The sequence below is a fragment of the Pseudomonas sp. FP198 genome (assembly GCF_030687895.1).
Classification (GTDB): domain Bacteria; phylum Pseudomonadota; class Gammaproteobacteria; order Pseudomonadales; family Pseudomonadaceae; genus Aquipseudomonas.
Window position 1 is genome coordinate 943,284 of the sequence record NZ_CP117452.1, and the last position, 13,759, is coordinate 957,042.

Genomic DNA, 13,759 nt, shown 5'->3' on the forward strand with positions numbered 1-13,759 from the left:
CTGCCCCATCAGGGGTGGCGGCCGGCCTTTTCCATTCCGGGGCTGAGTGGGACCGTTTTTATCCCTCAGATCGACAAGCCGAAAGCGTTGCGTTGATTAATCGCGGCCGGGCGGGGGTGTAGACTGCCGGCTTGAATCTCAGGGCGCTCATGGAGTCTCTGATGCAGGGGCACGCCAAAGGAGTAGGTCGATGATCGGTGCCGAATTGCTCTCCACGCAGACCCTGGCGGTCGGCTGGTTGATCTACGTGCCGGCGTTGGCCTGGGCGGTGGCAAAGGCACCGTGGGTCGAGCTGTTTACCGACAGTCGCCGCCAGCATCTCTTGTTCGGCACGGTATTCGCGCTGTTCCTGTTGTGGATGGTGCGACGGGATTTCGATACGGGGGTCTCGTACCACTTCATTGGCCTGACCGCCGTCACCTTGTTGCTGGACTGGCCGCTGGCGATCCTTGGCGGGTTATTTGCCCAGCTTGCGCTGGTGCTGTTGGGGCGCCAGGACATGATGGCCGTCGGGGTCAATGGCGCGCTGCTGGTGCTCCTGCCGGTTCTGGTCACGGAATGCTGCGCGATACTGGTGGAGCGTGCCCAGCCGCGCAATCTGTTCGTGTATATCTTCTGTTCGGGATTCCTCGCCGCCGCCCTGTCGGCGCTGGCGTGCCTGCTGCTGGGGCTTGGCCTGCTGTGGCGTGACGGTATCTTCGCGATGCCTTATTGGCTGGAGGATTTCATCGGCTATCTCTGGCTGATGATCTTTCCCGAAGCGTTCATCAACGGCATGGTGGTCAGCGCGCTGGTGGTGTTCAGCCCCGAATGGCTGGAAACCTTCAACCGTACGCGCTACCTGTCGGCCCCCTGGAATGATGACGACAAGCCTTGATTCACCTCAAGGCTGCACCGCCTTCAGGCCCTCATGCCATGGTAAACCTAGTGATGGGAGCGAGGGTTGAAGTCTTCGCTGAACAATTCATCCTCGGCATCCGGTGCGACCGGGATCTTGTGCTCTTCCGACGCCCAGGCGCCCAGGTCGATCAGTTTGCAGCGATCGGAGCAGAACGGCCGGGATTTGCTTTCCGGGGTCCATTCGACAGGGGCGCCGCAGGTTGGGCAATCAACGGTTGGGGTTTGGCTCATGGTTGGCCTCCACGCAAAGTAAGGTAGAAGTGATGCAGGCGTTCGACCTCGCTGTGCAGCCAGGCGAGGTCGCGGTCGTTGACCACCACGTCGTCGGCATGGCTCAGGCGGTCCTGGCGACTGGATTGGGCTTTGAGGATCGCCTGGACTTGCTGTTCGCTGGTCTGGTCGCGCTGCAAGGTGCGTTCGATCTGCAATTGTTCCGGAGCGTCGATCACCAGGATCCGCTGGGTCATCGCGTACTGCCCGGATTCGATCAGCAGTGGCGATACCAGAATCGCGTACGGCGATTGGGCCTGGCCCAGGTGATGGACGATTTCTTCGGCGATCAGCGGATGCAGCAATGCCTCCAGCCAGCGGCGTTCCTCGGTATTTTCAAAGATGAGCCTGCGCAGCGCTGCCCGATCGAGCGTACCGTCTGCCTGCAATACACCAGGACCGAAGTGTTCGCTGATCTTTGTCAGCGCCGGGCGCCCGGGTTCAACGACCCAGCGCGCCGCATGGTCGGCGTCAATGACGTGCACACCCAGCTCGATGAAGTGCTCGGCCGCCGCACTCTTGCCGCTGCCGATGCCACCGGTCAGGCCGAGGATCCAGGGGTTTTTCGCAGAGCTGTTCATTAGAAACCGACTGACTGCCAATAGAAGTGGGTTATTTGACCACCCCAGAGCAAGGCAATCCAGCCGGCAATCGCCAGATAAGGTCCGAAGGGGATCTGGGTCGATGTCGGCGCGCCGCGCGTTCGCAGCACAATGACGCCGATAACGGCGCCCACCAGCGACGACAGCAGCAGCGTCAGCGGCAGGATCTGCCAGCCGCCCCAGGCACCGAGCATCGCCAGCAGCTTGAAGTCGCCGTAACCCATGCCTTCTTTTCCGGTCAGCAGCTTGAAGACCCAGAACACCGACCACAGCGCCAGATAACCGGCCACCGCCCCCCACAATGCCTGGTTCAGCGGGACGAACAGCCCGAAGCTGTTGACGATCAAGCCCAGCCATAACAATGGCAGCACCAGGGAATCGGGCAGCAACTGGTGCTCGGCGTCGATCAGGCTCATGGACAGCAGGCCCCAGCTCAGCAGCATCGCCATGGCGGCCTGCCAGCCAAAGCCGAAATGCCAGGCAATGAACGCCGACAGGGCGCCACAGGCCAGTTCGGTCAGCGGGTAGCGCTTGCCGATGGGCGCGGCGCAGTTGGCGCAGCGGCCGCGCAACATCAGGTAACTCAACAGCGGAATATTTTCCCAGGCGCGGATGCGATGGCCACAATGGGGACACTGGGAGTGGGGCAGCATCAGGTTGTAGACCGGACCGGGGGCGTCGGCCTGCAAGCCGAGCAAGTCCTGGGCTTGCAGGCGCCACTCGCGATCGAGCATCTTCGGCAGACGCCATACCAGCACGTTGAGAAAGCTGCCGATGATCAACCCGAGCAGCAGCGCTGTCAGTACGAAGGCCAGCGGGTAAAGCACGAAAAATTCGCTCAGGGGCATGTCAGATCGCAGAGCCAAGTTGGAAGATGGGCATGTACATGGCAACCACCAGGCCGCCGACGACCACCCCGAGGATCACCATGATGAAGGGTTCCATCAGGCTGGTGAGGTTGTCCACCAGATTATCCACTTCGGCCTCATAAAAACTCGCCACCTTGTCGAGCATGTCGTCCAGCGCCCCGGACTCCTCGCCAATGGCAGTCATCTGGATTGCCAGGTTCGGAAAAATGCCCGACGTGCGCATCGAGAAATTCAACTGCATGCCGGTCGAGACGTCCTGCTTGATCCGCTGCACGGCACGCTTGAATACCACGTTACCGGTGGCGCCCGAGACGGAGTCGAGGGCTTCGACCAGCGGCACGCCGGCGGCGAACGTGGTCGAGAGCGTGCGCGCATAACGCGCCACGGCGGACTTGTACATCAAGGTCCCGACCAAGGGCAGCTTGAGCAGCCACTTGTCTCGCCAGTCACGAAACGCCTGGGAGCGCTTGAGGGCATATTTCACCCCGAAAAATCCGCCTACCAGCCCGCCCAGCAGCACCCACCACCAGTCTTGCAGGAATTCCGACAAGCCGATGACCATCAGCGTGAAGGCCGGCAGTTTTGCGCCAAAGCCGGAAAATACCGACTCGAACTGCGGCACGACCTTGATCAGCAAAATGCTGGTGACCACTGCCGCGACGGCGATCACCGCCGCGGGGTAGGTCATGGCTTTCTTGATCTTGGCCTTCAGGGCTTCGCTCTTTTCCTTGTAGGTCGCGACTCGGTCGAGCAGCGTGTCCAGGGCACCGGCCTGCTCACCGGCATCGACCAGGTTGCAGTACAACTCATCGAAATACTGTGGGCATTTGCGCAGCGAGGCGGCGAAGCTGTTACCGGCGGCGACTTCCTGCTTCACCTCGTCCACCAGCTTGCGCATGTTGGCGTTGTCGAAGCCTTCGCCGATGATGTCGAATGCTTGCAGCAAAGGAACGCCGGCCTTGAGCATCGTCGCCATCTGGCGGGTGAAGAGCGCGATGTCCAGCGGCTTGATGCGTTTGCCCTTGCTGAATATCGAAGTGGACTTCTTGCGTACCTTGCCCGGGTTGATCCCTTGCTTGCGCAGCTGCGCCTTGACCAATGCCGGGCTCTGGCCGGTCAGTTCGCCGGACATTTTCGTGCCTTTGCGGTCCTTGCCTTCCCACGTGTAGACGTCGGTTTTTACTGCCTTGACCGCCATGCTCAATCCTTGGTGACCCGGTTGATTTCTTCGAGACTGGTGACGCCTTGCATCACTTTGACCAGCCCCGAGGTGCGCAAGTCATTGAAGCCGTCCTTGCGCATTTGCAGGTCGATTTCCAGGGAGTTGCCTTCGGCCATGATCAGCCGCTGCAGCTCCGGCGTGTTCTTGACCACTTCATAGATCCCCACGCGACCCTTGTAGCCGTTGTTGCACTGTTCGCAACCGACCGGCTCATAGATCGTGAATGAGCCGATGCGTTCCCGTGGGAAACCTTCCTTGAGCAGGGTTTCCTCGGGAATCTCGATGGCTCTGCGGCAATGCATGCACAACTTGCGCGCCAGGCGCTGGGCGATGATCAGGTGCACCGCCGTGGCGATGTTGAAACCGGGGATGCCCATGTTCTGTAGCCTGATCAGGGTTTCGGCGGCGCTGTTGGTGTGCAGCGTGGACAGCACCAGGTGCCCGGTCTGGGCTGCCTTGATGGCGATCTCGGCGGTTTCCAGGTCGCGGATCTCGCCGACCATGATCACGTCCGGGTCCTGGCGCAGGAACGAGCGCAGTGCATGGGCGAAATCCAGCCCCTGGCGCGGATTCACGTTGACCTGATTGATGCCTTCCATGTTGATTTCCACCGGGTCCTCGGCGGTAGAAATATTGATGTCCACGGTGTTGAGGATGTTCAAGCCGGTATACAGCGACACGGTCTTGCCCGAGCCGGTCGGCCCGGTCACCAGTATCAGGCCCTGGGGTTGCTTGAGGGCGGCCATGTACAGGTCTTTTTGTTCCGGTTCGTAGCCCAGGGCGTCGATGCCCATTTGCGCGCTGGAGGGGTCGAGGATCCGGATCACCACTTTTTCTCCCCAGAGCGTGGGCAGGGTATTGACCCGGAAATCGATGGACTTGGTCTTCGACAGGCGCATCTTCAGCCGACCGTCCTGGGGCTTGCGCCGTTCGGAAATGTCCAGGCTCGCCATCACCTTGAGGCGCGCGGCAATGCGGTTGGCCAGTTGGATGGGCGGCTTTGCGACTTCCCGCAGCATACCGTCGGTGCGCACGCGTACCCGATAGGTCTTTTCATAGGGTTCGAAGTGCAGGTCGGAAGAGCCGCCCTTGATCGCATCCAGCAACATCTTGTTGACGAAGCGCACCACTGGCGCATCGTCGCCGTCCTGGCCCGCGATCGAGTCCTGCTTGCGGTCGTCGATCGACTCGATGTCCAGACCGTCGAGGTCGACGTCGGCCATGCCTTCCAGGCCCGTGCTGCTGGACTCGAAGAATTTCTCGATGGCATCGCTGAGCTTGTCATCCTCCACCAGGATGGCTTCGGTGGTCAGGCCGGTGCTGAACTGGATGTCGTTGATGGCCTGGTGATTGGTCGGATCGGAAATGCCCACGTACAGCTTGTTGCCACGCCGCCACAGGGGCAGGGCGTGATGCTGGCGCACCAGTTTCTCGCTGACCAGGCCAGCGGGCTGGTTGTCCTTGTCGAGGCTGTTGAGGTCCAGCAGGGCGATACCAAAATGCTCCGAGGCGATTTCCGCCACCTGGCGGCTCTGGACGAGCTTGCTCTGTACCAGATAGCTGACCAGGGGCGTGCGATTGCGCTGCGCCTGTTGGTAGGCCTGCTGCGCGCTTTGTTCAGTGATCAGTTCGGCCAGCACCAGTTGCTTGGCCAGGCCGCTAAGGGCGATGTCATTCATGGGAATACCGGTGGCGGACTGTTCATGATTTATAGCCTAGTCAAGCATCGGTGCCTCACCAGCGAGCAGAGGTGACAAAAAGCGTCAGATAGTGCGGTTGTTGGGGTAGGACGCTTCCCATCTATAGCTGTAAAGCTCCGGCTGGTGGGGCCGCGGCGCTTGGCATGTGCCGTGCAATGCTCGTTTCATCGCATGAGATCCGACTCATGCACGGGAGATGACTATGAGCAGGCAAAAGGGTTTCACCTTGATCGAGCTGCTGATCGTGGTGGCGATCATCGGCATCCTGGCGACGTTTGCGTTGCCGCAATATTCGAGGTATCAAGCGCGGGCCAAGGCAACCGCTGGTTTGGCGGAAATTTCTGCCTTGAGGGTGGCGTTCGAAGATGTGATGAACCAGGGGACGAACCCGACGCTGGCGAATATTGGCGGCACAACTCCAACCAGCAACTGCACTATGACGGCGTCGGGAACGGCCAACGATGGGGTCGGCACGATCGCTTGCACCCTTCTTAATGCGCCTGCCCCCGTGCTCGGCCGAACCATTACGCTCAGTCGAGCTGCTACAGGGGTCTGGACCTGCACTTCAACCGCTGCTCAGGAGTTCTTGCCGGCGGGTTGTGACGGGGCATAGACCAAGCCGTATGACTTGGCCCCGCTTTTACAGCGGGGCTTTTTATTGGGTGAGAAATGTTTACGGAATTCATGGAGTTAGCAACCGGGTCAAAACCCGCAACTTGCATGTACCAAATCACCCGGTCATGCAAATTGCATGATTATGAAAAATGCCGCTTCGCTTAAGCAGTTGAATTTAAAGGGAAATCTTATTGTTTCAAAACTGGCACAGCCTTCGCACTACTCCTGACAACCTGCCGCGATGCACTTTCGGCAGTTTCTGAGAAAAACAGGAGTTACTCGTATGAAGAAGTTCGCTATCACTGCCGCTGCTGCCACTGCACTGACCCTGACCATGGCTAACGCATTTGCCGAGACCACTCAAGCGACTCAGGCACCGATGATGCTGGCTGCTGGCGAAGTGACAGAGGCTAAGGAAGACGTTTCCGACACCTGGATCACCACCAAGGTCAAAGCTGACCTGGTCACCGAGAAAGGCATTCCAGGCTCCGACATCAAGGTTGAAACCAACAAGGGCGTTGTGTCCCTGTCTTCTATGACCAAAGTCACTGAGGCACAAAAAGACACCGCCGTTGCGATCACCAAGAAAATCAAAGGTGTCAAAGCCGTATCGGCTGACGGCCTGAAAGCCGAGTAATACAAGGCTTCTCGCCTGAACGGGAGAAGGCACGGCACGCGGGCTGAGATATACGTATGCCGTTGCTTTGGAGTTCATGCGAAAGGCCACACGGACGTGGCCATTACAGGCCCCCGGCATTCGTGCCGGGGGCCTGTTCTATTCTGCGGGGGGAAATCTGGTGTCCGGCCCGGAAATCGGGTTGCGCTTTTCGCGAGCAGGCTCGCTCCCACACTAAACCGAGTTTCGTCAGGCAAAAATGCGATCAAGTGTGGGAGCGAGCCTGCTCGCGAAGGCGTCGGCGCTATGCATGAGAAATGCCTGTCCCAAAGGCACAATCACCGCCCACGCTTGCTGGTGATCTCCACCAGCCGATTCCCCACGAAGCGCAAGTATTGGTACATGCCGTTGTTGGGCCCGTAGGTCCATTCCTCTACCGGGTACTCATTCCGTCGATTGGCGCTGCGTTGGTAGCCGAGGTCATCACGCGCCGTGGGCTCGCCACACTTCTGCCGCACCTCGCTGGTGCGATCACCGACGCTGATCAATTGGCTGCCGCAGCGCAGGGTCTCGGCAGCTGATGCCTGGCCGGTCGCAAGCAGCAGGACCAGGCTGATTCCAGACAGACACTTCATTTTCATTCGGCATCCAGATGCATAGGCGTAATGACGCTACCGTCGCTTTCGGCCTGACCGAGGCTGGCGTCGATGAAGTACACGCGGTCATCGGCCAGCTTGCCCTTGTCCACCAGGAAATCCTTGATGCTGCTGGCCCGTTCCTGCCCCAATTCGCGCAACAGCAGATCACTGCCGCTCCAGAACTTGATGACCCCTTCACGGAGTTTTTCGATACGGGCCTGTTTATCCAGTTGCGTCCATTCGGCCGGTGGTTGAGTCTTCAGGCGAGTGCGATAGATGCCTTCAAGCAGCGGGGCTTTTTCGTCTTCCGGTACTTCCAGCAACGAAGCTTTGGCCGGGACCTTGTCGCCCCTGCGCTGCAGCATCTTGTAGTAGTTGTACTGATATTCGCGTTCCAGGCGCTGGGCGGCGAGCAGCGGGCCGTCGCTGCTTTCGGCGGCGGTGCCTTCGATCTCCAGCTTCAGCTCTGGCCGTTTGCCCAGGGCTTCGGACAACTTGAGCAGGGCGTTTTCGTTTTCCTTGCTCAGGTCACTGGAGCCCGGCGCGAACGCCACGCTGCCCAGGTCTTCCGAGCCGCCGCCGGCCACCAGCCCGCCGATCAGCTTGAACGGCGCTTGTGCCGCGCGGACCACCAGGTTGCGCAGGGTTTGCCAGACAATCGGCATCACGCTGAACTGCGGGTCGTTGAGGTTGCCGGAAACCGGCAGCTCGATGGAGATCCTGCCCTCGGAATCTTTCAGCAGGGCGACGGCGAGCTTGAGCGGCAGGCTCACGGCGTCCGGGCTGTCGACCTTTTCCCCTAGCTGCAACTGTTCGACCACGACTTTGTTGTCGGCCTGGAGCTGGCCTTTGGTGATCCGGTAATGCAGGTCGAGATTGAGCCGGCCCTTGCGGATGCGATAGCCGGCGAACTTGCCGGAGTACGGCGTCAGGGTGGTCAGCTCGACCCGTTTGAAACTGGTGGCGATGTCGAGGCTCGCCATCGGGTCGAAGGGGTTGACCGCGCCCTTGATCGTGACGGGCGCGTAGCGGTCGACCTTGCCTTTCACATCGACGGTGGCGGGCTTGGCCTGGCGGCTGTCGATGGTGCCGATCTCGCCGTTGAGCTGCTGGACGGCTGTGGCGAAGTTCGGCGTCAGGCTGAAGTCGGCGAAATTGGCCGAACCGTCATTGATGGCGATTCCGCCGATATGGATGCCCAGCGGTTTTTCCTTGGATGCCGGTTTGGCCGCAGTGTTTCTGGCCGGGGCGTCGGCAGGTTGTGGAATCAGCAGGTCGTCGACGTTGGTGGTGCGATCGTCGTTGATCATGAAGCGTGCATAGGGCTGGAACAGGTTGACCTTGTGGATCGACAGGCTGTCGCCATGCTGGTAATTGAGCCCTTGGAGTTCCAGGCGCTGCCATTTGAGGAAGTCACGGGTCTTGAGCGTGTCGAGGGTATGCAACTGATCGACCTGGGCGCGGCCGGTCACGGCAAATGCCAGCGGTTCGGTACTTTTCAGGTCTACCGCCAGATCGCTGCCGAGCATCCCGGAGCGTAGCTCCAGGCGGATGAACGGGTTGATGTAGGCCTGGGCGACCCGCAGGTCGATGTCCTGGGTCTTGACGTTGAGCTTCGCGGTAACCGGATTCAGATTGACTTGGCCATCGGCGAGCAGCTTGCCTTGTTTGCCTAGCCCGGTGTCCAGCTTGAGGTTGAAAGGCGAGCCGTTGAGTGTGTCGTAGTTCTGCAGGTCGAGGTTCAGCGGGCCGAGGTCCAGGGCCACGGCCGGCTGCGCCTGGCGGTCGGCCAGGTGTACCTGGTAATCGCGCAGTTGCACGTCCTTCAGCAGCACTTGCCAAGGCTTGCTCGGTGTTGTCGGCTCAGGCTTGGGCGAATCGGCGGCTGCCGGGGCCGAGGCCGGTTCGGCCTTGACCTTGGGTTTGGCTGCCTGGCTGGCGAAGAGCTTCTGCCAATCCAGCTGCCCGTCGGCTTCCCGAGCGGCCCAGGTCTCGAGTTTGTGGCTGCGGATCTTGCCCACGATGACCTGCTGCTTGCCCAGGTCCAGCGAGGTTTCGCTGACGTCCAGGCGCTCTAGCCTTGCCAGCGGACGGCCGTCGGGCGCCTTGATGGCGAAGGGCGCGACGCTGACCGACGCGTTGTTGAGCAGCAGTTCCGTGCCCTTGGCGAGGTTGAGCTTGTACTCGGTGCTGAGGTTCAGCACGCCGTTTTCCAGAACGAGCGGCACTGCGTCTCGCACGTAGGGCCACCAGGCTTTCATTTGGCCGCCGGTCACCTTGAGCGTGCCCTCGGAGGCGATCGGCGCGAGGCTGAAGTTACCGGTCCAGTCGATCTGCCCGCCCTCGGGACCGAGGGCCACCAGGGTCATGTCGGCGCTGTCGTCGGGCAGCGTGCTGAGGTTCTTCAGCTCGAAGTCGAGGGTGTCATACAGGAACTCGATGGGTTCGCTGGGGCGCAGGTCCTGGAAGTGCACGTAGCCGCTGGCCAGCTTGATCCGCTCGACTCGCAAGGGAAATGGCTTGGCGTCAGGATCCGCCGGAGTCGGTTCGCTGGGCGGCAGCTTGAACAGGCCCAGCAGATTCAGCTGGCCGTCCTTGGCGAACACGATCTCGGTCCTGGGCTTGTCCAGCTCGACGTCGGCCAGGTGCAGGGCGCCGGACCAAAGACTGTCGAGTTGCAGGTTGGCATAGAGCCGTTCGAAACCGACCTGTTCCTTGCCAGGCTCGCCGACCACCAGCCCCCACAAGGTCACTTCAAGGCTGAAAGGATTGAGCTCGATGCGCTGGATCTGCGCCGGCACCGTCGCATGGGCGGCCAGTTGCTGATTGGCGATCCGCAGGGCAATGCCCGGCAGTATCAGAAAACCCAACAGACTGTAGAGGGCCAGTGCGGTCAACAGGGCGCCGAAAGCGCGAATCAATCCTTTGGGCATGTGTGGCTTCATCTGGTGTGAATCGGAGTGCCTTGGAGTATGGCATGTGATTACGGTTCCGAAGCCACTGTGTTTTATGAGAATTGTCCGTTTTATCGGTGGGAATTCATGAGGCTCAGAGCTGGAGGATCAACGTCTTGAGCGGCGGCTGTTGATCCTGCGAGGGAAAATCGCTGCCAGGTGTCAGCACGCTCCACTCGCGAACCGGGCGGCCAGCTTTTTCCGCACAGCGCAATACCTGCTCGCGCCAGTCGTCCATGGACACCTTCGCCAGGTTGTTGCAGCAGATCAGCACGCCGTTTTCGGCGGTGGTGAGCAGTGCCGGCTTGAGCAGGCTTTGGTAATCGCGCAGCAGGTCGACCGTGCCGAAAGCGCTCTTGGCCCAAGCCGGCGGGTCGAGCAGCACCAGGTCATATTGGCGTTGCTCCAGGCGCACGTAAGCGGGCAGTTTCTGCCCGCGGCGTTGACTGATCGGCAGGCCGGCGAGTTGGCGAATCGCCGGGAAATAATCCGACTGGACGAATTCCATCGTCGGCAGGTCGGGATTGAGCAGGCCATTCTCGCGGCCCACCGCCAGGTTGCCCTCGGCGAAGTCCAGGTTGCACACCTCGCGCGCTCCGCCCGCCGCGGCGCTCAGGCCGACGCCGCAGGTATAGGCGAACAGGTTCAGCACGCTTTTGTTCCGGCTGTGGTCCTTGACCCAGCCCCGGGCGTTGCGCAGATCGAGAAACAGCAACGGATCCTGCCCGGCGTGACGTCCGCGAACCCGGTAATTCAACCCCCACTCATGGCCGACCAGGTCTTGCAAGGCAGCCTCGTCAGCCTGGTAGACGCTGTCCTGGCGGTCGATGCGCGAGTTGCCCCGGGCGCGGTCGTTGTAGACCAGCAGGGTATCCAGGCCCAAGTGTTGATTGACGATGCCGTGCAGTTGCAACAGGGCCTCGCGCTCCAGTGACTGATGAAAACTCTGCACCAGCAGCTGCGGGCCGTAGCGGTCGACCGTCAGGCCGGGAGCGCCTTCCTGGCTGCCGTGGAACAGGCGATAGCAATCGGTGCCTTGCTGATGCAGTTGGTCAAGCAGGTCCTGACGCTGGTCGAGGGCGGCGCGCAGCGCCAGATTCAAGGAAGACATGCCGGGCGCGCCTTAAGGAAATGAAGCGCGGGAGTTTAGCAGTTATAGGCTAGAGACCCACTGTTCAGACTGGCACCGATCATCTGTGGCGAGGGGATTTATCCCCGCTGGACTGCGCAGCAGTCCCCATAGAGAGAGCGAGGTCTAATCGACACTCCGAATGGTTAGGTTGCAGGGCTGCTGTGCAGCCCAACGGGGATAAATCCCCTCGCCACGAGAAATGGGTGCTTCAGGATATTGGGGCGCCTGTCTCAGCGGTTCAGGCGTGTGTCGATCAAACCCTCCACCACGCTCGGATCGGCCAGGGTCGAGGTGTCGCCCAGGCTGTCGAGCTCGTTGCAGGCGATCTTGCGCAGGATCCGCCGCATGATCTTCCCCGAGCGGGTCTTTGGCAGGGCCGGCGCCCACTGAATCAGTTCCGGCTTGGCAAAACTGCCGATTTCCTTGCTGACATGGGCCAGCAACTCCTTCTTCAACTCGTCGTTGGCTTCGACCCCGTTCATCGGCGTGACAAAGGCGTAGATGCCCTGGCCCTTCAAGTCATGGGGATAACCCACGACTGCTGCCTCGGCAATGCTGTCGTGCAACACCAGCGCACTTTCCACCTCGGCGGTGCCGATGCGGTGGCCCGACACATTGATCACATCGTCGATACGCCCGGTGATCCAATAGTCGCCATCTTCGTCGCGACGGGCGCCGTCGCCGGTGAAGTAGTATCCGGGGTAAGGCTTGAAGTAGGTGTCGACCATTCGTTGGTGGTCGCCGTAGACGCTGCGAATCTGCCCCGGCCAACTGGATTTTATCGCCAGTACGCCGCTGCCCGCGCCGCTGATCTCCTTGCCGACTTCATCCAGCAGCACCGGCTGCACGCCGAACATCGGCCGGGTGGCGCAGCCCGGCTTGAGCCGTGGGGCGCTCACCAGCGGGCTGAGCATGATGCCGCCGGTTTCGGTCTGCCACCAGGTATCGACAATCGGGCAGCGTTGTTCGCCGACGACGTTGAAATACCATTCCCACGCTTCCGGGTTGATCGGCTCACCGACACTTCCGAGCAATCGCAGGCTCTTGCGCGAGGTGTCCTGCAACGGCCCGGCACCCTCGCGCATCAGCGCGCGCAGGGCGGTCGGCGCGGTGTAGAAAATATTCACCTGATGTTTGTCGATCACCTGCCAGAATCGCGAACTGCTCGGATGGCTTGGCACGCCCTCGAAGATCAGCGTGGTGGCGCCGTTCGCCAGTGGCCCGTAGACGATATAGCTATGGCCGGTGACCCAGCCGACATCGGCGGTGCACCAGAACACTTCGTTGTCGCGGTAATCGAGCACGTACTTGAAGGTCATCGCCGCCTGCAACAGATAGCCGCCGGTGGTGTGCAGCACGCCCTTGGGTTTGCCGGTGCTGCCGGAGGTGTAGAGGATGAACAGCGGGTCCTCGGCGTCCATCGGTTCGGGTGGGCAGTCGTCGCTCATGTCGTGCATGGCCTGGTGATACCAGACGTCGCGCCCTTCGACCCACTCCACCTCGCCTTGGGTACGCTCCACCACCAGCACGGTGCTGACGTCCGGGCAGCTTTCCAGCGCCTTGTCGACGTTGCGCTTGAGCGGTATGAACCGTCCGCCGCGCACGCCTTCGTCGGCGGTAATGACGGTGCGGCAATCGGCATCGAGAATCCGGTCGCGCAGCGAGTCCGGGGAGAACCCGCCGAATACCACCGAATGCACCGCGCCGATGCGGGTGCAGGCGAGCATGGCGTAGGCCGCTTCCGGGATCATTGGCATGTAGATGCAGACCCGATCGCCTTTTTTCACGCCACGGCTTTTCAGCACGTTGGCCAGGCGGCACACATGGTGGTGAAGTTTCTTGTAGGTGATCTGTGCCGATTCGGCGGGGTTGTCGCCTTCCCAGATGATCGCGATCTGATCGCCGCGCGTGTCCAGGTGACGGTCGATGCAGTTGGCGCTGACGTTCAGCTTGCCACCGGCGAACCAGCTCGCTTCGCCGCTTTTCAAATCGTAGCGCTGGACGGTCTGCCAGGGCGTCATCCAGTCAAGAAAACGCGTGGCCTGCTCGGCCCAGAAGGCGCTGGGGTGCTCGATGGATTCTTTATAGAGCCGCTTGTACTCGTCCTGACTCAATTGCGCAGCCCGGCGGACGGCATCGGCGTGGGGGTACTGGCTGATATCGAACATGACGGTTCCTTATTCTTGTTTTGCGACAAGACATAAAGATGCGCCGAGTAACTGGAGGGTTCAAGTCATGTGC

12 protein-coding genes are annotated in these 13,759 nt (G+C 60.9%); 3 read left to right on the plus strand and 9 right to left on the minus strand.

Features of this window, described 5'->3' with window-relative positions; all coding sequences use genetic code 11:
* Nucleotides 1–190 precede the first annotated feature (190 nt).
* Nucleotides 191–877, plus strand: coding sequence for an energy-coupling factor ABC transporter permease (locus PSH78_RS04430; protein WP_305498752.1), 687 nt, complete (start codon nucleotides 191–193; stop codon nucleotides 875–877).
* A gap of 47 nt (nucleotides 878–924) precedes the next feature.
* Here the strand turns inward: PSH78_RS04430 and yacG are convergent, their stop codons facing one another.
* From yacG to pilB, 5 genes are read right to left on the minus strand one after another with little or no spacing between them, the layout of a single operon-like run.
* The gene (yacG, locus tag PSH78_RS04435) at nucleotides 925–1,131 is read right to left on the minus strand and encodes a DNA gyrase inhibitor YacG (protein ID WP_305498753.1); all 207 of its coding nucleotides are present in this window, start codon (nucleotides 1,129–1,131) and stop codon (nucleotides 925–927) included.
* Entirely contained in the window at nucleotides 1,128–1,751 is a 624-nt protein-coding gene (gene coaE / locus PSH78_RS04440; RefSeq protein WP_305498755.1) for a dephospho-CoA kinase, read from the minus strand. Before coaE ends, yacG begins: the two co-directional genes overlap by 4 nt.
* On the minus strand, nucleotides 1,751–2,620 hold the full coding sequence (locus PSH78_RS04445; RefSeq protein WP_305498756.1) for an A24 family peptidase: 870 nt from the start codon (nucleotides 2,618–2,620) through the stop codon (nucleotides 1,751–1,753). Before PSH78_RS04445 ends, coaE begins: the two co-directional genes overlap by 1 nt.
* Before the next feature lies 1 nt (nucleotide 2,621).
* The gene (locus tag PSH78_RS04450; protein ID WP_305498757.1) at nucleotides 2,622–3,839 is read right to left on the minus strand and encodes a type II secretion system F family protein; all 1,218 of its coding nucleotides are present in this window, start codon (nucleotides 3,837–3,839) and stop codon (nucleotides 2,622–2,624) included.
* 2 nt (nucleotides 3,840–3,841) lie between these two features.
* Nucleotides 3,842–5,542 (minus strand): type IV-A pilus assembly ATPase PilB, encoded by a 1,701-nt coding sequence (gene pilB / locus PSH78_RS04455; protein WP_305498758.1) that lies wholly within the window; start codon nucleotides 5,540–5,542, stop codon nucleotides 3,842–3,844.
* Between the two features lie 223 nt (nucleotides 5,543–5,765).
* On the opposite strand from pilB, the gene PSH78_RS04460 reads away from it, so the two are divergent.
* Nucleotides 5,766–6,176 (plus strand): pilin, encoded by a 411-nt coding sequence (locus tag PSH78_RS04460; RefSeq protein ID WP_305498760.1) that lies wholly within the window; start codon nucleotides 5,766–5,768, stop codon nucleotides 6,174–6,176.
* Nucleotides 6,177–6,461: 285 nt separating this feature from the next.
* Nucleotides 6,462–6,815, plus strand: a complete 354-nt coding sequence (locus PSH78_RS04465; RefSeq protein ID WP_305498762.1) for a BON domain-containing protein — start codon at nucleotides 6,462–6,464, stop codon at nucleotides 6,813–6,815.
* Nucleotides 6,816–7,132: 317 nt separating this feature from the next.
* On the opposite strand, the gene PSH78_RS04470 is transcribed toward PSH78_RS04465, so the two are convergent.
* The 4 genes from PSH78_RS04470 to acs form a co-directional block, all read right to left on the minus strand.
* The gene (locus tag PSH78_RS04470; RefSeq protein WP_370871108.1) at nucleotides 7,133–7,429 is read right to left on the minus strand and encodes a DUF2845 domain-containing protein; all 297 of its coding nucleotides are present in this window, start codon (nucleotides 7,427–7,429) and stop codon (nucleotides 7,133–7,135) included.
* Nucleotides 7,430–7,431: 2 nt separating this feature from the next.
* Complete coding sequence (locus PSH78_RS04475) at nucleotides 7,432–10,365, minus strand: DUF748 domain-containing protein (RefSeq protein WP_305498765.1); 2,934 nt, start codon at nucleotides 10,363–10,365, stop codon at nucleotides 7,432–7,434.
* 115 nt (nucleotides 10,366–10,480) lie between these two features.
* Entirely contained in the window at nucleotides 10,481–11,497 is a 1,017-nt protein-coding gene (locus tag PSH78_RS04480) for a class I SAM-dependent rRNA methyltransferase (protein ID WP_305498767.1), read from the minus strand.
* Nucleotides 11,498–11,748: 251 nt separating this feature from the next.
* Nucleotides 11,749–13,686: an acetate--CoA ligase gene (gene acs, locus PSH78_RS04485; protein ID WP_305498769.1), complete on the minus strand. Its 1,938-nt coding sequence runs from the start codon at nucleotides 13,684–13,686 to the stop codon at nucleotides 11,749–11,751.
* Nucleotides 13,687–13,759 lie beyond the last annotated feature (73 nt).